The sequence below is a fragment of the Pedobacter terrestris genome (genome assembly GCF_052343045.1).
Classification (GTDB): Bacteria; Bacteroidota; Bacteroidia; order Sphingobacteriales; family Sphingobacteriaceae; genus Pedobacter.
The window spans coordinates 55,367-77,342 of sequence record NZ_CP180264.1 but is presented as its reverse complement, the minus strand read 5'-3'; the positions used below and the strand labels follow the sequence as shown (position 1 = coordinate 77,342).

Below are 21,976 nucleotides of genomic sequence, written 5' to 3'. Positions count from 1 at the left end.
ATTACTTTTGAATTATGTTTTTGGCCTCATCTGCGAAACTCTTTTTCGCGGCGCTGTCCGTGGCCTTTTTAATTTCATTAATTATTCCGTTTTTCACTAAAAGTGCAGTAGTCAAATCGTCCATCTGCCGGCTTTTGTTTGTAAGCTCAATGCGTAGTCGTTGATTTTCGGACTCACAGTTCTTGTTTACTTGAGATGAAGTATTTGCGAATTGATACACAAAAAACCAGGCAATGGAAATGGCCACCATCATAATATATACGGGTGGCGATTTCATCGCTTGGCTAAATGTTAATTTAGGTAGGTTTTGCATTATATGCTAAGTGCTTTTGAAGTTTCGCCACCAGGCATAATTTCACCATCCGGAACTAATCCGTTTTTCTTTTGAAAAGCAACTACTGCTGCCTGGGTCTTTGGCCCATAGATATTGTCCACTGAAAGATTCAATGCTTTTTGAATTTTACCCACGTAAGCATCTTTCATATATGGCGATTTTAATCGGTAGACAATGATTGGCGCTTTGGTTTGTACAAAAGCGTTTTCTGTGTATTGAACTCCTGGTAACAAAACTCCGTAGCTCCAACGGCGACCATCTACTTTACTTTGAATAACGCCATATTTCGTACTGTATGCCTCAACTGTTTTACCGTCTCCTTGAGATGCTGCAACGTGGCCTATTGAACTACCGGTAGGCAAACGCACAAGGATTGCTCCTGCAGTTCGGGCTGCTTGCTCTACCGAAATGATTATACCTAATTTTTGTGCATCAACACCAAAGTATCCGCTATATGCATCAGCTTTAGAGGCTTTTTTTACATCGTGAATATCGGTTCCATAAAGAAAACGGTAAACCTGGAAAACGCCATATGAAATAAGTTCAGCACAATCAAAAGCGCCAGCGTATTTCGCGTCGTCTTTGGGTGCCATCGCCCCGAAAACATAAGGCCGTCCGATGTATTTTTTTAGAAATGGGATTAAGTCTTTTCCTTCCATAACCCAAAAATACCCAACACTTTATATTGCATGGGGTATTTGTATTTACGAATGAACTTAGATAAGATTAGGCGCCGGAATATCTGTATACGCTATCTTCGTTCGGGTTGATATTGGCTATAGTGCCAGATCCTTCATCAGTAGTATAGAATGATCCGGATGAATTGGATGTAAATCCTGATGCTGTCGTTGTGTTTGCCGCGATGGTTGCTGTTCCCGTTTGCGTAATACCAGAATCACTGCCTGTAACTGCCACCAATATAGTTAAGTCACTTTTAACTGGGTGGTCCGCGACAATTGTAAACTCGGCGATATCTCCCGGCATACTTACCTGCTGAACCCGGATAAAGTTTATAGGCTTTGGTACTGTACATACACCAACTGTGTTTGCATTTAGTTGGCCTGCAGCATCGAAATTTGCATTGTCTAAATTCGCCATGTTTTCTGCGTCTGCCATGCTAACATTTGAAATGTATTTTCGAGAAAAACCAACTTGAGATCCAACTAATGATCCTGTGCAATTATTTCTTGTGAAAATTTTAGACCGAGTATACGGGTAAACTTTAGGACTTTGAATTGGCGGCTTGGGATTTCCTGCATTAGATTGTTTAATCTGTTCTCTGATTAATCTGGTTGCTAAATCAACAATCGGGTAATCAGATAATTGCATCTCATATGAAAATTCACTTATTACAAAGTATTGTTTAAAGCTTTCTATAGGTACCGTCCGATCAATACCAAGGCCAGAGTCAATGAGTTTAACAGAATCGCCAACAGTTAACTGAATGTTTCTTTGTTTGAAGTTTAAGCGATCAGGCGCAACTGTATATTTTGCTCTGTTGAAGTTATTCAGATTGAAATAATCCATACCAAAAGTTCCAAGATCATCCTCTGCTTCTGTTACAAAAACTTCCGGCATTTCCATGTCTACAATAATAAATATGTCGCCAACATCTGCAAAATTGATTTCCGAAGGCACTTTCATTGAACGCTCAGTCTCGACTTCTTTTAATACGAATTGCTTTGATATTGGTTCATATGAAGATATTTCTATTGTGTAACCGGCGAGCATTCCTGTTTGGAAAATAACTTTTGGAGTAACGCCAGGCAATAGCTGATCATTTACATTGAACGGGAGGTCTTGCGCCCAAAACGTAAACTCATCGCTAACGGCAGTAACTGTGGCCAAATATTTTGGATAAACATCATCAAAAGTAACGGTCTCCTCATTCAAAGGAAATCCACTGTTTAATAATTCTAAAGGTTCATCGCGCTGCAATGATGTGGCATAGTTTCGGTATCCATCAGGAAGATTTCTGCTGCCACCATAAACGAATAATCTGGTGATTGGCATCAAATCATCATCGTAAACTCTGGTCATGGAGTATAATCCGTTTCCTTTGCCATAACTAAAAATAAGACCGCTATCTTTAGACTTGCTGGTAAAATTCATTTTATTCCCTTCCATCCAGAACTCTGTCTTGAAAGCGCTTACCAATGTGGCAATTGCTTCAAGGCAGTTTTGATTGTCAAAGGACAGGTTTTGAAACTCAGTAGAATCAATAATTCCAATCTCCCATTTTCCCTTATTATCGCGATCAAGGTTAAGCAATAACAACCCAACAAAGGTTTCAAGGTTGCCGGTTACGGTAAAAGCCTTTTCTTTCAATTGATTATTCGCATTGAGGAAAAAGTATTTTACTCTCTTCATCTTGTAATGCTCAGCCTCAAATACGCACTGGTAATCATACCGCCTCTCGGCTTCTTTATTGATTGTCGGTAGTCTGGAAATAATGAAATACTTTGTGCCAAGTACCTCAATATGATCATCCCAATCTAAATCCATGGGGCTATTTGTGATTTGTGGAAAACTCACAGACACATAATCAATCCCGTTACGCTGCTTTTGTATGAAAGAAGCTATATCAGGATTGACACTTAAAATATCATTATTCCCTCTTTTGATCTGGAGCATGGTATTCTATAATATATTTCTTAAAAATAAACTAAATAGCACACCAATCTTTTTGTAACCAGCTTCGTTCGGATGAATTGTGTCAGCTAACCATTGTGGATAATTTGTAATACCTATCCCACTCAATCTAAAAGCATCAAACACAGGTATTGAAAATAAATTAGAAAGCTCTATAATAGCGTCGACAAATGGCTTTCTTAAATTCCAGACTTCCTCATTAGTTTTTCCGGCACTTGGACCCATCCCGTTATTCCCAAACAATGGAGTAATTGTAAATATAATAGAATAAGGATTATTGGTCTGTAAAGAGCTTAGCAATGTCCTATATGCACCGTAGAATGTAGTTATATCCGTATCTGATATATTCCCCAAAGGAACTTCATAGCCATAGTCGTTTGTACCTGCGAAAACTCCAATCACTTTTGCATTTTCAGAATTAACAGCGTCTAATCTATCAACTAAAGAAACTCCGCCGGACGGATTAGCACCGAATCCAGGAGTTACACATGACCCTGGCACGGCATTATTTTTATATACTATCCCTAACCTTTTTTGAATTTCCTTTTGATATTGATCTGCTGCAGTAATACTATCGCCAAAAAAGATACATTTATCATTATTATGGGTAAGCACGGTAGGTTCCGGCAAGGAATAAGTCGAGAAAGCATTGAGTTGATTGTAACCATTTAAGAAGGTGAATGAAGAAAAATTGTAATTTTTATTCGCCACTAATGGATTTAAAACAAAATAAACACGAAAATAATCAACATTTACGATTCCAATATTTGGTTTGATCAAATACTCAACATATGACCAATCTCCTATGACTTCCTTAATTTGCACTTCAAGAATGGCACCATTTTGGGTAAAATAACCTTTAGAAGTCAAATTAGCTTTAGTAAGCTCTAGTTCTTGATGATTTCCAATATCGTTAATATCTCGGTCAAAAAAATACAACAACAATTTTAAAGTTGTGCTTGTTGTAAACTCCGTGGTATCAATCCAAAAGCCCATAACTGAAGTTACAGTGTAGTCTACTTTTCCTGCTGTCATTAAGTCAAATTGGTTATAGCCTTCGTTTGATGTGTTGAAAACAAGCATTAATTGCTGTAGCGACGGACTTGTATTTTTATTTAAAGTTAAAGATGATCCTTCGGTTTTATGTATATTTGAGACATCGTTATTAAGGACATATAACCCATTTTTATCAGAGTTAGATGACATTTCTTGTCCCAGCGATCTAGTAGTAGTTATCCCGCCTTGTATTGATTCAGGGCTAAAAGCGACAATAAAAGGTTCAAAATTTGTTGCAACACTCCCATATTCTAATTGAATATTATCCTGTGTTTCCCCAGGGTTTTTAAGGTTTACAATAACATAGGCGCAATTAAAAGGTGTCCTAAATGAATGAGGATCACCAGCTTCGCCCAAACCTCCTAAATTATTAAAATTCATATCTCTGAATGCAATACGACTATATTCATTTCCCGAATATGTATAATTTGTATTAGAGCTAACCTTAATTGGGGTAGATACCCTACCTCCATCTAAATATATCAAATTGCCCGTACTTCCTTCGATTGCAGAATTATCGATATAACTTTGATAGTTTGCTAAATTTTTTCCTCCACCCACTATAGGTAGATCTTTCGTTTTGGTGTAATCCACTAAATCAATATCAGTTCCATTATATTCTGCAACCCAATTAGACCCATTGAATATTAACTTGGCGGCGATAACCGGTTTACCTTCTACGCTCGTAGGAATAGAAATTGGCTGGCCATTGGTTCCTAAAAATAAAGGGTATGTCACGCCCGGCTTTGCGTCGTAGCTTTGCGCGAGAACAGGAACGCCAGGATTTGTGTCTGGTAGTGCAAGACCTTTATAATCCCCTTTGATATCGCTAATTTCAAAAAGGTTCGTGTCACCATTAGCGGCAATTCCCAAAATCTTTGCGCCCGCGATGGAGGTTGCTGGTGCAATCTCGTCAATGGGTTGGTTTTCGTTATTCTCAGCCATTTTTATGCTACGTTTATTAAGTTGTTTGTTTTACTTGTGGTGATTGGCCTGCCTTCTTTTGTCGTTAAAAAGGCAAATGGTTTAAGCATGCTTGGGATTGGTTCATTAAAGGTGACGCTGTATTTCGCGCCGATCTTACTTGTGCCCGATATTGGCGAAAGCTTTGTGAACGAGTTCATTTTATTGTAATACACAAAAAAAGATCGGCCAAGATCACCAACGTACATTCGCTTTGTTCCAGGGGTCTTGATAAGGTTTAAGAAAGCGTTGTAATTACGCCAAAACTCATCCTCTGAATAAGCAACGATTGCCAGATTGAGTGTTATTTCCTTTTCCTTAAAAACCGGATTATCTAAATCCACATCTACACCGTTCTTGTCCGGCCATTCATACTTGTACGGATCCTTCATATCCGGAAGCTTCAAAAAATCAGCACTCCCCGATTCTACTAAAACCCCAATCGATTCAAGGTCTACTCCGCCTAATGTGTATTTATATGCCATTCGCCTAACACCACTTTACTGTTAAAAGCAAAGTTATTGGTAAGCGCCTCGCGTATACGATATTGACGCTTACCAAGCTCGCCAAATAAGCATTACGGAACCTTTGTCCCTGAAGCGCTCAATGCCGGATTATATGATCCGGTAGAAGACGTATTCTTTGCCACCTGGGCCACGGCCATCTCTATATTGGCGAGGCGATCAGTATTATTGGCCGTACGAAGGGTGTTGGCCTCTATCCTCAATAATGTATCGAGCTTACTTTGCGCTATCAAATAAAGATCACCGAGCGATTTACCACCACCCAAATTAAATGTTGCTGCTTCAACCTTTACTAATTGAAGACGTACCCCCGCAGTATAACCTGATAGGATGTTGATACTGTCCTGCGATGCTGCTGAATACGCTCCGGATAAAGAGTTTTTAGAACTATCTGTGCTCAAATCAATACCGGTTGCTTTACTAAGTGCTTCTAAATCCAGTTTAGCTTGTTCACTTGCTTTCAAATAAGATGCTCTAAGCGTTTCAATTTCATCACTGGTTAGCCCTCCTTCTGATAGATCGGCGAACTGAGTATAAAATGTTTGCAACTGTTTCCGGATCAATTCTCCCTTAAATCCATTCAATATGCTTTTTTGAATAGTAGTTTCGAACGTTTTACCGAAATCCTGTGTCCCATCAGTAAGGGTAGAAATGAAATCTTCCGCAATTTGATCAAGCGTAGTACCGGTATTTTCTGCGCGAAGATTATTCATCAACTGCTCAGCGGTTTCATTTGCCTTAATCAGATTGGTTACAATGGTCGCCGTGTTCGCGTCAAGTTTACCTTCATCCAAAAGGCGTTGGAGGGTGTTAAGGTCAGATGGAAGTTTCAGTGCATCAAACTTAGCCTGATTATCTCGAATGTATTTGTCTGCAAACAAACCTTTTATTCCAGTTCCATTGCCATTGTTGATATTTGTTAAAATTTCATCGAAATCTTTGTCACCAGTTAAAACATATCTTGAAGTTAGTTCACTCGCGTATTTAGCCTGATTTTCTCTGGCTTGTTTAATGGCGGCATCATAATTTTTAATACGTTCAATTCCGTAAACATCGTCAAGTAAAGCAACTTGTCTTTCTAGTGCTTTATTTAAGGCTTCAGTTTGCTTATTTTGCAAATCCCTTGCATAAGCTGCTTGCGCTTCTCTCTGCTCACTTCTATCGAATAGCTTAACAACACTTTGGAATATTGCCATTCCTGCGCTAAAAATTCCGAAGCCAGCAGTTAATTGTCCAGTAATACTGCCAGTACTTTGAGCGACCTTCAATTCAGAGAATCCCCTCCTAATATTCCCCACCTGACCGAGTACGCCGCCTAAAGTAGAGAGTACTTCTTTAAATGCGTCGTTGATGCCGGGTATTGAGCCGGCGATATCTTCGATTTGCTTTCCCAGGTCTGTAAGTGCTTTGCCAGAACCTTCTTTGATGGTATTTTCTACATCGTTGAAATACTTCTTTATTTTGGCAATTTCTTCCGGATCTACAATGGCTTTTGACTTAATATCTTTTGCCAATTGGGAACGGGCGGATTGTAATACAGCAAGGGCCTGTTTACGTGAAAGGCTTTCGATACCTTCAAATAATACCTGGTAGGAATCTAGTTTTTTTGCATTAGCATCGTCAAGCTCTTTCAGATCTTTTTCATAAACCTTTTTGCGCTGCGCCTGCTCTTGAGGATTATTTTCCAATGCTGCATAATCCCGGTTGTATGTCTCAATGAGAACAGCACGCTTTTGGGAATAATCCATGAATTCCTTTAGCAACTTATCAGTACGCTTTTGTTCTTCTTCTACGGCTATTTTAGTGGCTGCCTGGACAACTTCTAATTGCTTTCGGATGTATCCATCTTCATCGCCTCCTTTAGCTTTCGGGTCGGCATGCAGGTTGTATTCTAACCCAGCAAGATAACGTTCATAAGTTGTTTCAACATTGATCAGATCTTTATAACGTTCCTTTGCTTTAGCTAGTCCAAAAGCAGTTTTGTATTCCTCGAAATCTTCGTATAGCTTTTTCTGCTCGCTAATGGTAACCTTTAGTTTTTCAGATGCTTGTTTGTCTATTAATGCGTCTCTTTCACTACTACGGGAATAATCTAAATTACCGGTATCCACACGGAGACCTCTCGCCTTATTTTTCGGGTCGTTATTAAATTTAACAGCCTTTTCAGTTAGCTTTTTATACTTCGCGTCTACATCTGCCAGTTCCTGTTCATCATCGCTCAATTGCTTGTTACGGCCCTTTTTATTTAAGGCATCAATTTCAGCTTGTAGCGCACGTTGGGCCTGAACCTCTGGATAATCTGATCCTGGTTTTTTCAACCTCCCTTTAAGCGCTTCAATACGATTATATATATCACTTCCTACAATTGCTGACCCCGCTAATTTATTTAGTTCGGCAATCCGCTTCCTTATCTCCGTAACAGATTTCAAAGCATCATCTGAAATCTCTTTATTTGTCGATTTTTCCAATGATTTCGCAATAGCATAAGCCTGGCCTATCCTTTTACGCTGTTCAATGATTCCATTTGCTATTGCGGTATAAGTCTGAACGGTACCATCTTTGGTTTCTTTCAACGTTCCATCCGCCACCCCTTTCTTAAAATCATTCTGCGCTTTAACCGCACTCCGCATGGTAATCGTAAGCTGATCATATTTGGTTTTTAGATCGCCGACAGATTTTCCTTCAATAGAATATTTTTCTGCTTCTGATTGGGCATTTTCATTGTTCTTGCGAACATCTCGGAGATCATAAGCTCGCCTTTGATTGGCAAGTCCGGAATTCGAAAAGGTGAAGGCATACCTCACGTTTTCCATAAAGCTACCTCTTGTATATTGGGTTAATTCTTCTATAACCTGTCTTGCCCCGCGAATTATAGGCTCAAACAAATTCTCGCTTAATTTCGAACCTTCACCGGCAAACGACTGTAAATTGGTGTACAGTTTTCCCAATTCAGCATTTAAACCTTTGACTCCATCAGACGCTTTATCACCATAGGCCTTGTCTAATTCTGTAGCCAATTTTGGTAATAACTCGCTCGCTACAACCTGTCCGGTTTGAAGCATCTTATTTAATTCTGCTTCTGTAACTCCCATTGCCTTTGCGGCCAAAGCGAATGCCCCAGGAAGTCTTTCTGATAATTGACCGCGCAACTCTTCCGCTTGAACATTTCCCTTTGAAATCATCTGCTGCACCGCCAATAAAGATCCTTCCAATTGTTCATTTGACAATCCAAGAACTGCAGAAGCTTTAGTTACTGAGGTAAATATTTTTTCGGACTGCGCAAGATCAAAATTGGAAGCCCGCGCCGCTGCCGTAAATGCACGATAAGAATTGGCTATTGTGAAATATTGAAGGCCCAAATCATTTGCCAATTTTTTAAGCTCGGCAAGTTTATTGTTAGCTTCCCCTTCAGAGCCCAAAATATAACTAAGCGGCGTCTTTATCCGCTGGAAAGCTAACGTTTGGTTGAATACATATGTCAAAGCATTACCAATTGACAAATACGCAGAGGCAAAACCCAATAGATCCTGTGCAGCCGATTTTATCGCACCCCGATAATTCCCTACATTCCGCTGATGGTTTCCCATTTGCGCATCAAACTTCTTCAGCGCATCATTCAGCTCATTGTATTCTTTAATCTTCGCACGAAGTTCAGGAGTAAGTCGCTTAAAGCCATCAGCTGTAGATTTAATTTCTCTCCCAAGTGCTTGAAGCCTTTTTTGAGCCTCATTATATGACCCCGCAACCTCTTGCTCAGCTCGTCTGGCCGCCCGCGCAGCTTCTACTTCCTGCCTGCGCGCAAGATTCATGCGCGTAATCTCAGTGCGCAGATTTTGCTGATCTATTCGACCCTGAATAAGCGTAGCGGATAGCTGTTGCTGCGCTACTCTATTTCGTTCAATCTCGGTTCTATATTGCTGTTGGGCAATTTTACCTTGCTGAAGATCATTTTTCAACTGTTGCTCAACAGCTCTCAATCGTTCGAGCTCAGTTCTATTTGCCTGCTGCGCAACCCTGCCCTGTTCTAATTCTGCGCGATAGCGTGCTGATTCCTGACGAAGGCGCTCAGTTTCTTTTTGCGAATCAAGTAGCGATTGTTTTAAACCAATTTGCGCCTGCTGATATCCGGTTAGCGGTTTTGTGTCCATCCCCTTCGCCGCGACCACGCCCAGATCCGCAAGCACCTTTTTCAAATCTGCCGCGTTTCTTTTTGCCTCGGTAATATCAAGAGACGCTGTAAAATTCAATCCCCTATTGCTACTTACTTTTGCCATACGGCAAAAATACCGGGCGCGCGCCGGGGTAAATGTTGCGCGCGCTTACTTGGCGGGGATGGTAAGATAGGTAGGTTAACCTATAAAGATAAATATCCGGTTTTTCGTCCTCATTTTTGTCCAAAATCTAACAGAATTTTTATCGCTTTTTCTTCGAAATCACGCTAAAAGGTTGATAGTCTTGTAATATAATTGTAATATATTAGTTACAATAGAAAATTATATTTACAGCCTATTTAATTTTTTTTTTTGATTTAAGCGCATATGTATTGTACAATCACAACAATACACTAATCGCATCGCGATCGTTAAACATAGAGCAGAAAAACTACGTTAAAACAAAAAGTATAAGCAACAACAGAACGAGAAAGAATATCATCACAGGAAAAATAAGATAAAGCAGTATTACGGAGAGACAGACAAATAGCAGCATCAAGGATAAGGGAAAGACAGAAAAATGGTATAACTTTGGTTTATACCAATAGAATAAAACTAATACAAAATTGAGCAAAGAAGCTAAGAACCAGAAGCATTCTATTAAATACGTAAAATCTCAAAATACGGTTGCAATAGGTATCGATGGCGTATTTGGAGGAGTTCTTCCGACGTCAAATATAAGCATGAACTTTTACACTGAATCGGTAAATTTACCAGAGGAAGTTATTCTAAATGTTGATCCGGAAACTGGTAAGGTAATTGGCGAGGAAAAATCAAGAGGCAATTATGATTCGTATACAGTCAGGGAGATTGTTTCGTCAATAAATATTGACTTGCATACCGCCAAGAGTTTTTATGTTTGGTTAGGAAATAAGATTAAAGAGCTTGATAGTAGTCAAGACCAATAGTAGATAAACGGAATATTATGTACGCACCAATGATTAGTGCTGATGCTTTAGCAGCGGAAGCAACAAAACGACCTGTTCAATGCATTGTCAAACATACACCGTCGAAGGGCAGTACGTTAAAGCGATTTAACAAACCGACTACAAATATTAATAGGTTTGATATTAATTCACCAATAGTACAGAGATATAAGTCTAAACTAATTGATGTATTATTTGAAGCAGAGATGCAAAATTATCTCCAACCTGATGCAAATTGTATTCAAGCAATAATCAGGAGCTTCAAAATAGTTGATGATCAAAAGTTAGGTATTAAAAGTATATCTCCGATACAAGAGGGTGGGATTGCATTTGAAATGATGTACGTAAATAAATACATTCATTTACAATTTGATAACGAAGGAGATGCAGCATTGTATGTAGAAGAACCGGCTAAAAATCCAGAAGGCTGGGATCTTACATTCAGTCAATCACTAAAAAAATTGAAGGAGTTATTGTCTTAAATGTCGTGTCAGAGTTGTTTGGAATTAGGTATTCCTGAAACGCTTTGTATGGAGGGTAAGCCAATAGACGTGCCATTTGTTAATGGTGAATTAATTTACAGGAGACACAATGAGCTCTTAATAGGCAATCTTTTGGATTTAGATTTGAAGGTATTGGAAAGAATATTTCACCTAACTAATGACTCACACAATAGATCTTCTTTGTCTGTTGCAGAAGATGTACTGATTAATGAGGACGGCAAAATATTTGACGATCACGGAATTATTTCATTACCTATAAATGAAATATCAAAAAACATGAGGTTTAATTTTCAAAATGGAAAGCAGGATTCTGTTTGTAGATTAAGTGTCGTATATGATCCAAAAGAGTGTAACTACGCTCATTGTGAAATTCATTGTTTTATAGATGATGTTCGTCGAATTGAAGGTAAACCACCTAAAAGTGCAAAACCATTTTTTAGAAGAGAGCTTTTAAAAATAATGAATGTTATTAAACAGAAAAAAGCCAGCTAAAAAACTTTTTATCCATTTAAAAAATCCCCCGCCACAAGCGAGGGATTTTTTTTATACTAATCCGCGCCTAACCGCCACAAATCCTGCTAATCCGAGTACCATTACCACTATGTTTGAATCAAGTGGGCATTGTTGTATACTGTAATTAATTAGACGGCCATTTTGTATGTAGCTTCCTGAATTTGTATAACTGCCACTGCCTTTATATTGAACATAACATGATGTTGAAGGGGTTGTTGTGTTACCTTGATTAACTGCATGTGTCGTAGATCCTGCGACGCAATTTTCATAATAAAAGTAATCAACTGAATAATACCTTACGGGATTGGTATTTGCTCCTGGTTGTTGCATGTAATATACCTTCGCTTCTGTACCGCCGGCACTACCTGCCACTGGAACGTAACATCCGGTCTGAGAAAAACATGAAATAAAAGTACATGCCAGCACAAATAGCGTGGCCAATAACCGCAAAGAGATAGACATGCCAGCAAAGATACATAGTTATAAAACGGTGTATCAGAAAACATACAACCATTGGTTTTACACTCGTCTAATTCAAGAGTTATGAAAAGGCATTGATAGTTAAAATATCAAATGCCCTACTCAAATTTGTGTAATAAAACGTAGCCTTTTGTGTAAGCAGAAATTGGTTTCGTGTAAATTTATCCTATTTCAGATTCCGTGAACGATTAAATTACCTAACCGACAATTACCTTTGTATATTATTTATTCTACGAATGCGTCGTATATCAGAACAACATTTGTATAACAAATAATTTTATTTTAAACATTGTTCTAATAATGATGTTTGATTTTTTGATCTATCCCCTATCATGAATTTAATAATATCTACCTACAACAGGCTAGTTTTGAAAACTGGCTTTGCTGACCAGTATTCTAATCTCTTTAGACAGGTCAAACTAGTGGTTGCCATTCTATTCGGAATCGCAATTCTCATAGCGCTATCATATGAAGGCATTTTGGCTGAATCCATGAAAGAATTATTTATCAGATAAATTATAAGATTCTTCCTAATGAAATGCAGTATTGTTTTAACGGCAATTCTAGTAAGTATAAGTTTTCAGATCTGCTATAGCCAAGGATGCCTTATCGCAAAATATGATCAGTATGATAAAGTTTTCAATCGTCCAACTGCATCTGGCGCTACTACTTTTACACCCGGTAACGGATACAACTTTGTAAATTGGACAGGCACCTGCGGTCCGCATACGTATATACAAGTTTATGGAACTTCTTCGGGAAGTTGCACTGTTACTGATGGGCAGGTTACTAAAACCGGTTTATACTATGCAAGTGTATCAGCACCATTCACTCGTGCTTGTAATGTACCAATAGATGATCACATCTGGTGGTTTGCTTTATGCATTGGCATAGTTGGCTGTAATTTTACAAGAAGACGAATTTCAATTCAATAATTAGGCAAAGCGAAGCTACAGAATACTAAATTTTAAATGGTCTACTACGTTAATTTAAAAAAAGCGTATCAATATTTAGTGAACTATTTTATCCATTTCTTATATTGTAGGTTTTAAAACCAAAATATATGAGCTGGGAAATTATAGGCGGGATATGCGCTATTATTGGTATTGGCTATACGATCTATCAAGTGAATATTCAACCCAAACAAGATTTGGATGAAACCAGAATGGATATGCTTGGTCAGTTTATGACCTCTCAAAGATTAATCGATAATTTAATAGCTGATCTTAAATATTTTGCTTCCAAAGGCGATAACGGAAAAAGATCATATAATAGAGGCTTAACCATAGATAATTTTATCCATTACCTGGAGGATATGCGTGATCGCGAACTTTCTAAATCCACATATGATATGATCTCAAAAACACAATTCTCAAAACAGAACTACGAAACGTTTAATGTCAATATCCGGAATCAAATTAAAAGCTTAAATGAGTGCCAAACGTACTTTGACACTCATTTTAAATATTCCGACACTACTGGGTATTAAAATAGATCGACAGCATCTTTAGTTTCTAATACCGGTGCAACATCTTCTTCGTCTTCGCTATCAATTGCCGCCAAGTATAGCGTATAATTCTTCCAGCTGGTTTTCCAAAGAAGATCATCCAAATTCAAACCTCCTTTAAAGTAACGAACTGCGCTACCTATACCGCTGTGTGGGAGGCTATCAACTCGCTCCCGTCTAATGGACTTGCTTTTGGTTTTAGGATTTTTACTGAACCTTTCGCCAAGGCAATAGTATTCAAAAAAGACTGCATACCTATGTTTTCTAAAACAGGCTGTAAAGCATCAAATAAATCTTGGGATTCAAAATTGTCCTTAATGAAATTGATAAGCTCTTGGTCTGGTTCATCCCGATCATTTTGGATACCAGCTGCAATGATATATACTATGTCATTGATGTGTTTATAAATAAGTGGTAAAACTACTTCTGATATTGTCCCTTGAAATACTTCATCAGGCAAATCTATAGCTTTACCAGCAATTCGATACATGTTCCCTACAACACAAGGATTGATCGTGAACGTTCGTTCTGTTTCTTGCTTAATAATCGGTTTTTTTCTTAACCTATCCCAAATAGATCTTTTCGGAATGGGTACAGGTCTTTTAATGCTTACCGTGGTTGTATACACAGGTTTATCTGTTATTGTCTCAGTAATTGCATGTAAAATTTCGTTGTCTTGCATATGTGTTTTTAACTAAAAATCCCCCTAACTTGTAGAGGGATTTTGTTTAATTTTCAGTGGATTTGCGCTGAACGATTGGAATTTATTCTTCTGAAAGTGCGGCTTCCTCTTTTTTAACTTTAGTTTTTTTAAGCGATTTAACCTCGGGAACAGGTTCATCTGTTTGCTGGACTATTCCAGTTCCGTCATCGCCATGCCGTTTGGCAAACTCATCGCTAACCTCCGCAACATCCCCGGCTTTATGCTCTACCCCTGTAGCTTCTACAAAAAGGGCTCTGTTAAACTTAACCCACCTCATGATTACGAACCGCTTGAGTCAATAGCTGCACCAGCTGCCGTAAGAAATGTTTTATCATACACAAAATCTTCAGTATCACCAGCTTTTCGATAAGTGCCCAATGTTGCGGTTAACGCTAAACGCTGAGCATCCGTCTTTGTCAAGTTATTTGCATAACCTGTTTGGGTGTCAGTATTGAACATAGTGATTTGCGCTTTTCTACCATCTTTCATCGGTCTGCAAGTGATACGGAAAGCTAGATTAGCAATTTTCTCTTTTGCTTTAAACCTGGTAGTAGTTGTCGCCGCTGTATATTCAACATTGAATAAAGCCTGTTCCAATTCTGGGTTTTGCTCCAATACTGCCAAAACCAAAGTGTCACCTTCAGCCGGAGTGAAAAAATTAATAAAAGCCACGTCTTTGTCTTCCGGAACGATAGATGATTTTGTACCTTGATTTCTGGTAAATGTTACCGAGTCAGGCGCAATGTTTGGAATTTCTTTCCAAGTTTCCACAGTTCCGACTAAGGATGCCGGGGCGTATTCGATCTTTTCAATTCCGCCTACTACGAATGTTGCCATAATATTTGTTTTAATGCCTTTACCCTAAACGGTTGGAGGCGGTTTTTAAATGTTTTTATAATTCTCTTGTATGCTTTGGTATCTGAATCTGATGTTAGCGAAATAGCTTCCGTCGGTATCTTGCAAGATCAATGCCCCTTCCTCAACCCAAACTCTGAAAGTGCTTGCGTATACACCGTCAATCAATTTCGTTACTTGTTTCGCTAAAGTAGATAGGTATGCTTGGTCGGGCAACAGAACGGTCTTACCATTGATTGTTGATGGGATTGCAGGCGCATAACAATTAATATTTCCGAAACCAATTTGATCTTGTGTATAGGTTATGCCTAATGAGTTTACCACGATACCCTTTACAGTACTTGCTGTAGTTTTTACCGATGGGTCTACTCTACCTCCGGGTTCTAACAAAGTCGTTATTGCTGGAACATTAAGCAACCCACGCACATCGGCAACCAGATCAAAGCTATCTTTAGCCATTTTGCAATTCTTTTAAAAATTCTGGAGGCAATGTCCCTTCGGCCATTTTAATTACGTCATATCCTTTAGATTGCACGAATACACCATAATATTCACCGGCAACCACTACAAGACAAATTTCTTCTGTAGTTTCAGAAGCTACGGTTTTCAACAGTTCCCGCCCATGTGTTTGACCTACATCTCCTTTTCCGAAAGGGAAATAATCCTGTTTAACAACCTTTTTCACTACTAGCCCAACACCCATTGACGAACGGAGATTGTATGTAATATTGCCAAATCCCTCTCCTGAAAAAGGTGGCCCTTTAGGTTTAGCGATCTGAACATCAATTATTTTCTTGCCAGCTTCAAACAATGAGGTGCCCAAATCATCAAGCCAGTGTTGTACATCGCTATTGATAATTGTGTCAAGGTCTTTAAAATCAAAATCTGCTGTGATGGTGATCATACTTCTACCCACCCTCCTGATAATTGCCCAACAAAACGGTTTTTCACCGTACCAGAGTAAACTTCGTTACCTGCGTCATCGATCACTAACACATTAGCCCATAGATGAGGAACAGCATCTCCCTTACTTAATCGGATTTTCCCAACCTGCAAGATTTCAGTGCTATCTTCATTTTTCAGCATCTTGCTTCGGTCCGGATGAAACCTGCATGGTTGCTCAACTTCAACTCCGGGAATGCCTGGTACAGGATAACCTTCTGGTGTTTCGCCCGCCTCACCATCAAGTGTGCTCCATTTCAAAATATGCGGTCTTAAGCTTACCATATTTGTTTTTGGGTTACTTTTGGTTTTGCAATAGCAAATGGATCAGTCAGGTCCCACTTTCTCATAATTGCAGAGACGATGCTTTTAAGGTCGGAGGTGTACTTAATGCTAACATCATCCTCCCTCACCTCTGATACACTTATTGATTCCAAAAGAAGCTTTACATATACCAGATCAATCGCCTTTCCCATGGTTTTCGGATCATACCCAGCATCCTTTTCAAGGTTGCCCTCGAATAATGCAAGTTCAATCTTTGCCGAACTAAGTGAAAGGTTTTCAGCCTTGGTTTTTAACGCTTCTTTTAGGGTCATGTCTTACCTAATTGGATTATGATTCTACGATTAAGCCTTTAGCTAATAATTCTTTTAAGCGTTCGGCACCCAAATGAGTGACATCATCGCCTTCAGAATACTTTTTAGTAAAGTCTGATTTATCAGCGAAATCTTTACCTGGTGCAACTTCATAATCCGCATCTTCATCGAATTCATCCTCAATCAAGATTTTAGTAGTCACCGGGCGATCTGTTTTGCTCGAACGCTCATCAGCAAAAGACTTTAAATCTTCAAGGGCAGCGATAACAGCCTGATTGCTTTCCAAAACAGCTTGATTGCTATCAAGGATTGTTTGAACCCATTCCGGAGTTTCGCTCTCCTGCAAAGTGCCTTCGATATGTTTTGGCTGCTCATCACCGCCTTCAAACAAATTAGGCGTTACTATAGCCGCATAAATCTCATCAATCTGTTCAGCAGAAAACGCACGTTCATCTTTCCCCAATTCGGCTTTCACTTCTGCTTCGGTCTTACCGTCAGAGTGAAGCGGACCGTATTTTGCAACGGCCGCTTTTAAAGAGTTCTTGTTAAAGTTTTCCATTATGCTTGAATAACAGTTGTGTCTTGAAGATAAATCTCCTCAACGTTATTAATTACCGGAACAACACGAGCCTGCATTTTGGTAAACTCTGATACCTGCGGCTCATTATGGCGATACTTAGAAATCAAATAGTATTGATCCACCAATTGATAAGTTACGCCATCTACAGGATGGTTTTGTTCAGCAAGCTTTGCATAAACCATCAAACCAACTTGGCCTGCAGTGGTGTAAATGATTGTGCCTGGCTTCCAAGGTTTAACCGGAGTTCGTTTAGCGTTCTTTTCTTTACGAATAGTCCGATCAATGGCTACAAACGTAAAACCACCACGCTTTTTTGCTAATGCGTTTAACTGATCAATATCTGGTGCAGGAATGTTGCCTCCAACGAAGTTTTGACCAAAAGCATAAAGCTCTTTTGTTTGTGTTAAGTTAGAAATTGCATCAATTGTCGCCGAATCAGTATAGGCAACCTGAATTACACTACCATCATCTTTGGATTTCTGTACGATCTTTTTTACATCATCCCAAAATTTGTAGGTTGGGTCGGTTAATGCTTTTGTTACTCCAAACTTGTGGCTATCTAAATAACCATAATTCAAACGGATACCTTGGCCAACGTTCTCATCATCCGTTACCATTACGATACCGGTTGAAAAACCTTCAAGGAATGACGCTTCGTTTAGTTCGTAGCCACCACCTAATACTTTCTGGGTATCTTTGAACAATTCCGCAACAATTTGCGCGTCAGTTCCACCGCTGGCAATTAATGTATCCAATGCAGTCAACTGGGTTTCGTTTAACCAAAGCTTCATTGACATCTTTGCGATATCACCACCAGCTTTACCCATTGAATCACGCATTTTCAATGGATCATCACTATCCATGGCCACGTAATCCGCAGATACAAGGATGTTTTCCTGACTCAACGTCTCCCATTTACCAGATACAGAAAACTGAGGTTTCAACAACGTTCTGTGTAGGTAAGGTAATGGATTAGTTGTGTCATTAAGTTTTTTAGTGATACGGACTGTAACACCTGGGAGATACTTAGCTACCCATTGAATAAATGCTGATTGTTCCATCTTAGTCTGCTTGTTGGCCAATTAGAGGCATTGCTGTTTTTACTGCTGCCGCAACTGTTGCGAAATCGTAAGGACAGGCCTCTGGGTTAATAACTCCCTGCGTCAAAATAGCCGCAGATGCTTTTTTGGTAAGAATACTGGCGATCAAAACACCTACATAAGCATGACCATCTGGCAATGCGGCATAAGCTGTCGCACCTGCATTAACAGGCAACGGCTTGTATTCTTTTGTTGCTGTTTCCATAATAATGGGATGGCCAGCGTTAATTACTAAGGGCGCAAACCCTGTAACATCTAAGGCTTTTCCGCCTGGAACAGTGGCGAACACTTTTCTGATAGCGACATTGTCCTTCTCAGTGTTTACCTGCACACCATCATCTGTTAAATTGACTGTAGCCATTTGTTTATAAATTTTCCATTACTGCATCCAACTCCGTGTCGGTTGCTTCTTTTACTTTTTTGGTGCTGGCATTATTGCCACCTGCACCCCCGCCTGGTCTATCTCCGCCTAAACCGCCGTTAGCTTCGTCCTGAATAAAGCTTTTTGCATCTTCAGTAGCATCAGCCAGATAAGAATTAAAATCTTCATCATCTTTAAATGCCATCCGATCAAAATCTTTCAGCGCCTTTGTTTTAAAAGCTTCAGAAGTCCCCTCCAACGTTTTAGCGTATTGCTCCCTGCGGGTGTTGCCAACTTTCTCAGCGTTAATGGCTGCTAAACCCTGAGTTAATGAACCAATACTTGTAACCAATCCTTTTGCCCATTCAGGCATATCATCAGTTTTAGTTGGCTCCGCAGGTTTTACAGGGTTTGCCGGATTTGCTGGCTCATCAACTTTAGTAGGCTTTTTAACATCAGATACTTGGCGGCTTGCAACAGACTGAACGAAATCAGCTGTTGGTTTTGCTGCTGTAACTGCCGTGGTTAAATCCTCATCTGTTGATTCATCTGTTAGAGTATTTTGTCCGATCACTAAATCAGCCAGAGCCTCTAATTCTTTTGCATTAAAGCCCTTGTTTGCAAATGAGGTCTTTAACAATGCGATTAATTTTTGCTTCATGAGTTTTATACCCCGCGAAATCCTTGGTGGACGGGTTATATTGCGAAATTAGCCACACGACATGAGGTGTTAAAGTTGACGCGCTTACTAAAGGCGCGCAGTAATATTTCAAAAGTTTAAAATCTTGAATTCTAATATTATTGGTTATTTTGGTCGAAAAACAAATCTGTACTCAGAGAACCAATTAGTATAGACGCCGAGATGCAGAGGTCATTCTATTAAGATAATTCCAATTCTTGTTTAAAACACGTCTACGGGAAACCGTAATTTTAAATTAGATTTATGTTTCTACTTTGTAGAAGCATTTGAGCAGTTCTACGGTGATATTTATTCAAACATTTGAATGTTGTTTAAATAAAATACTGGATACAGGATATTAACTTGCTAAATTATAACGACATTTCAACAAAAAAAAACTAATCATTAAAAATGCAACACTCTCAAAAAGATTTCAGTCTTTACTGGAAAAAATTTGGTATCTGCTTCATCGCCTATCTTCTACTGTTCACGGCATGTAAGAAAAACTACAATTCTGAAGAAATCCAAAAAGGCCCAATACTTACCGAACTTGAATCCTGGTACCTCAAAAACAAAACTAGTGGTTTAGATAAGCAATTACCCGGTATCCAGCCCGATTGGGATCAGATGTCAACGATTCATGCTGGAAACAGCATTATCTATGAGATTGATGTTTTAAATCCAAACCATATCATCACAGCAGAGACAGAAATTGAAACATCGCAAATTGAAGAATATCAAAAGAGGAACCGATTTCGTCTGGTCATTGTGAAAAACATTGAAACTGGTAACATAACTGGCAATTTCATGAATTTGGTTTCTGATAGTCCCACTCAAGATTTCGCGAGCGTTCGCTACAAAAATGTAGGAAGCTTTTCCGGTATTGTCCAGTATTACCAATTGAATGGGAAATATAATGTAGGATGGCATTATAAACAAGGAAAAATAGACATCAAGTATACTCGGTATGAAATACCCACTCCAGGCTCTAAAGTGGCCGTAATGATTCCTTGCGGCAGTTCACCTCGTTATGCTACCTTTTGTTTTAGTGATGTGAATGGTGGAGCCGACATCTGTACCAATAGCATTGTGGGTTATGACATAAAGATGTGTGACATCCAGAGTTTTGAACCTGATTACGGCGAGAATACCAGTGGCGGTTATGAAGAAACAATACAAGATCCAGATCCAGTGCTAGATACAGACCCTTGTGTTGGCAAGACTAATGTGAAAAAGACAGCAATGAATACAAGGGTATCCATTGCTCTTGACTCTCTAAAGAAAATGATAAATGGTAGCAGTTTAGATCCAAATGCTTCTGAAAGTGGAACTGCATTTAAAAAAACTGGATTGGGTTCCGCGGATGGATATAGGGCGTCAAATATAACCACCGATGCGGGGACATCTTGGTTTGCACCGAGTTTCACTTGGAACATCACGGATGGTTTTACAATTGGCGAAGCCCACACCCATATGGATGGTACTGCTCCATCTCCTTCAGATATAATGCATATGGCTGCAGATTTGGCCAAGGTTCAAAGTAGTGGTGTTGGTATTGATTATTACAAAGCCAATGTTTCTACCACTGTTGTTACTCCCTGGGGAAACTTTGTGGTGACTGTAAAAAATTGGGATGGTTTTTTGGCCGAATATAATAGTTATCAAAACACTCCCAAATCGCAATATTTCGCAGCTTACGAAGCACTTGGCGGTGGAGGAAATCTTCCTACTGGCCTTAGATTTTTATTGAAATTTGGTGCTTTTTTAAACTTATATAAATCTGATCCCGGCTCTAACGACTACGAACCACTTGAAATGATAAATAACAATAGCGCTGTTGGTAAAAAACCTTGTAACAATTAAAAACTATGAAAACATTATTAATAATTCTATTTATTTCTGCCTCCAATTTATGTTATGCTCAACAGCATTTAAGTAAGGTTTCAAAGTTAAGTGAACCGCAAAAGGCAAAAGCTTTAACAGTAAATGAAGGTTTGACCTACGTCAAAGAAAACTTTAGTAGTCTGTCCATTCCAATTAAAATGGAAAATGTGTATTTGGTAGACAACATAGTTGTATCATTCCAAGATTATAAAGTCGCATACCCTGTAGATCTTAAAACAGTTCAAGACCGTTCTTATGACAAATCGGAATCATACTTTCAGAAAAAGATAAAATTCTCTGAGACAATCCAAAAATATAAATTCCAAGATTTTTTTATTGAAACGCATAGTAAAAATGACGAGGTGTATTACTGGTTCCGTTCTGAACAAAAAGATTTGAAGGGCGTTGAGGGCTGCGTTGCCTTTAAGCAAAAAGATGCTGAAAAAGCCAAAATGATTTTGGATAACCTGCTTAATAGTATTGAATTGAAATAAAGAAATTCATTCATTCAATTTCAAAAGTTCACTTTTGCATTTTTTAGGTGAAAATACCGAAACATTTATCTAATTTTTTAGTTTTTTTTAATCAGAGCGTTAATTTCAATACG

At 38.8% G+C, this 21,976-nt stretch carries 24 protein-coding genes; 7 read left to right on the top strand and 17 right to left on the bottom strand.

Annotation, left to right across the window (positions count from 1 at the left end):
- Position 1: 1 nt before the first annotated feature.
- The 6 genes from ACJVDH_RS00460 to ACJVDH_RS00435 all read right to left on the bottom strand — a co-directional run bounded on the left by ACJVDH_RS00460 (position 2) and on the right by ACJVDH_RS00435 (position 9,803).
- Positions 2-313 carry a hypothetical protein gene (locus ACJVDH_RS00460; RefSeq protein ID WP_443945616.1) on the bottom strand — a complete coding sequence of 104 codons (312 nt, stop codon included), beginning with the start codon at positions 311-313 and terminating at the stop codon, positions 2-4.
- On the bottom strand, positions 313-993 hold the full coding sequence (locus ACJVDH_RS00455; RefSeq protein WP_443945615.1) for a peptidoglycan-binding protein: 681 nt from the start codon (positions 991-993) through the stop codon (positions 313-315). Before ACJVDH_RS00455 ends, ACJVDH_RS00460 begins: the two co-directional genes overlap by 1 nt.
- Before the next feature lie 67 nt (positions 994-1,060).
- Positions 1,061-2,968 (bottom strand): DUF5977 domain-containing protein, encoded by a 1,908-nt coding sequence (locus ACJVDH_RS00450; RefSeq protein WP_443945614.1) that lies wholly within the window; start codon positions 2,966-2,968, stop codon positions 1,061-1,063.
- A gap of 6 nt (positions 2,969-2,974) precedes the next feature.
- On the bottom strand, positions 2,975-4,987 hold the full coding sequence (locus ACJVDH_RS00445) for an SGNH/GDSL hydrolase family protein (RefSeq protein ID WP_443945613.1): 2,013 nt from the start codon (positions 4,985-4,987) through the stop codon (positions 2,975-2,977).
- Positions 4,988-4,989: 2 nt separating this feature from the next.
- Entirely contained in the window at positions 4,990-5,490 is a 501-nt protein-coding gene (locus tag ACJVDH_RS00440; RefSeq protein ID WP_443945612.1) for a hypothetical protein, read from the bottom strand.
- A gap of 92 nt (positions 5,491-5,582) precedes the next feature.
- Complete coding sequence (locus tag ACJVDH_RS00435; RefSeq protein WP_443945611.1) at positions 5,583-9,803, bottom strand: tape measure protein; 4,221 nt, start codon at positions 9,801-9,803, stop codon at positions 5,583-5,585.
- Positions 9,804-10,306: 503 nt separating this feature from the next.
- On the opposite strand from ACJVDH_RS00435, the gene ACJVDH_RS00430 reads away from it, so the two are divergent.
- The 5 genes from ACJVDH_RS00430 (at position 10,307) to ACJVDH_RS00410 (ending at position 13,651) form a co-directional block, all read left to right on the top strand.
- The gene (locus ACJVDH_RS00430) at positions 10,307-10,648 is read left to right on the top strand and encodes a hypothetical protein (RefSeq protein WP_443945610.1); all 342 of its coding nucleotides are present in this window, start codon (positions 10,307-10,309) and stop codon (positions 10,646-10,648) included.
- A 17-nt stretch (positions 10,649-10,665) separates the two neighbouring features.
- On the top strand, positions 10,666-11,148 hold the full coding sequence (locus ACJVDH_RS00425; RefSeq protein WP_443945609.1) for a hypothetical protein: 483 nt from the start codon (positions 10,666-10,668) through the stop codon (positions 11,146-11,148).
- An 18-nt stretch (positions 11,149-11,166) separates the two neighbouring features.
- The gene (locus ACJVDH_RS00420) at positions 11,167-11,661 is read left to right on the top strand and encodes a hypothetical protein (RefSeq protein ID WP_443945608.1); all 495 of its coding nucleotides are present in this window, start codon (positions 11,167-11,169) and stop codon (positions 11,659-11,661) included.
- A 1,034-nt stretch (positions 11,662-12,695) separates the two neighbouring features.
- Positions 12,696-13,097: a hypothetical protein gene (locus tag ACJVDH_RS00415; protein WP_443945607.1), complete on the top strand. Its 402-nt coding sequence runs from the start codon at positions 12,696-12,698 to the stop codon at positions 13,095-13,097.
- A 128-nt stretch (positions 13,098-13,225) separates the two neighbouring features.
- Entirely contained in the window at positions 13,226-13,651 is a 426-nt protein-coding gene (locus ACJVDH_RS00410) for a hypothetical protein (protein WP_443945606.1), read from the top strand.
- A gap of 157 nt (positions 13,652-13,808) precedes the next feature.
- Here the strand turns inward: ACJVDH_RS00410 and ACJVDH_RS00405 are convergent, their stop codons facing one another.
- The 11 genes from ACJVDH_RS00405 to ACJVDH_RS00355 all read right to left on the bottom strand — a co-directional run bounded on the left by ACJVDH_RS00405 (position 13,809) and on the right by ACJVDH_RS00355 (position 19,467).
- Positions 13,809-14,351 carry a hypothetical protein gene (locus ACJVDH_RS00405; protein ID WP_443945605.1) on the bottom strand — a complete coding sequence of 181 codons (543 nt, stop codon included), beginning with the start codon at positions 14,349-14,351 and terminating at the stop codon, positions 13,809-13,811.
- A gap of 82 nt (positions 14,352-14,433) precedes the next feature.
- A complete protein-coding gene (locus ACJVDH_RS00400; RefSeq protein WP_443945604.1) occupies positions 14,434-14,649 on the bottom strand; it encodes a hypothetical protein in 216 nt (71 codons plus the stop codon).
- A gap of 2 nt (positions 14,650-14,651) precedes the next feature.
- Positions 14,652-15,209: a hypothetical protein gene (locus ACJVDH_RS00395; RefSeq protein WP_443945603.1), complete on the bottom strand. Its 558-nt coding sequence runs from the start codon at positions 15,207-15,209 to the stop codon at positions 14,652-14,654.
- Between the two features lie 45 nt (positions 15,210-15,254).
- Positions 15,255-15,686, bottom strand: coding sequence for a hypothetical protein (locus ACJVDH_RS00390; protein ID WP_443945602.1), 432 nt, complete (start codon positions 15,684-15,686; stop codon positions 15,255-15,257).
- Complete coding sequence (locus tag ACJVDH_RS00385; RefSeq protein ID WP_443945601.1) at positions 15,679-16,131, bottom strand: hypothetical protein; 453 nt, start codon at positions 16,129-16,131, stop codon at positions 15,679-15,681. Before ACJVDH_RS00385 ends, ACJVDH_RS00390 begins: the two co-directional genes overlap by 8 nt.
- Positions 16,128-16,454 carry a hypothetical protein gene (locus tag ACJVDH_RS00380; protein ID WP_443945600.1) on the bottom strand — a complete coding sequence of 109 codons (327 nt, stop codon included), beginning with the start codon at positions 16,452-16,454 and terminating at the stop codon, positions 16,128-16,130. The genes ACJVDH_RS00385 and ACJVDH_RS00380 overlap by 4 nt, the downstream gene beginning before the upstream one ends.
- Entirely contained in the window at positions 16,448-16,765 is a 318-nt protein-coding gene (locus tag ACJVDH_RS00375) for a DUF6706 family protein (protein WP_443945599.1), read from the bottom strand. Before ACJVDH_RS00375 ends, ACJVDH_RS00380 begins: the two co-directional genes overlap by 7 nt.
- 16 nt (positions 16,766-16,781) lie before the next feature.
- Entirely contained in the window at positions 16,782-17,324 is a 543-nt protein-coding gene (locus tag ACJVDH_RS00370; protein ID WP_443945598.1) for a hypothetical protein, read from the bottom strand.
- Entirely contained in the window at positions 17,324-18,406 is a 1,083-nt protein-coding gene (locus ACJVDH_RS00365; RefSeq protein WP_443945597.1) for a hypothetical protein, read from the bottom strand. The genes ACJVDH_RS00370 and ACJVDH_RS00365 overlap by 1 nt, the downstream gene beginning before the upstream one ends.
- A 1-nt stretch (position 18,407) precedes the next feature.
- Complete coding sequence (locus ACJVDH_RS00360; RefSeq protein ID WP_443945596.1) at positions 18,408-18,806, bottom strand: hypothetical protein; 399 nt, start codon at positions 18,804-18,806, stop codon at positions 18,408-18,410.
- Positions 18,807-18,810: 4 nt separating this feature from the next.
- Positions 18,811-19,467: a hypothetical protein gene (locus tag ACJVDH_RS00355; protein WP_443945595.1), complete on the bottom strand. Its 657-nt coding sequence runs from the start codon at positions 19,465-19,467 to the stop codon at positions 18,811-18,813.
- Between the two features lie 429 nt (positions 19,468-19,896).
- Between ACJVDH_RS00355 and ACJVDH_RS00350 the strand changes: the two genes are divergently transcribed.
- Both ACJVDH_RS00350 and ACJVDH_RS00345 read left to right on the top strand, forming a co-directional pair.
- Positions 19,897-21,348: a hypothetical protein gene (locus ACJVDH_RS00350; RefSeq protein WP_443945594.1), complete on the top strand. Its 1,452-nt coding sequence runs from the start codon at positions 19,897-19,899 to the stop codon at positions 21,346-21,348.
- A 5-nt stretch (positions 21,349-21,353) separates the two neighbouring features.
- Positions 21,354-21,863: a hypothetical protein gene (locus tag ACJVDH_RS00345; protein WP_443945593.1), complete on the top strand. Its 510-nt coding sequence runs from the start codon at positions 21,354-21,356 to the stop codon at positions 21,861-21,863.
- Positions 21,864-21,976: the final 113 nt, after the last annotated feature.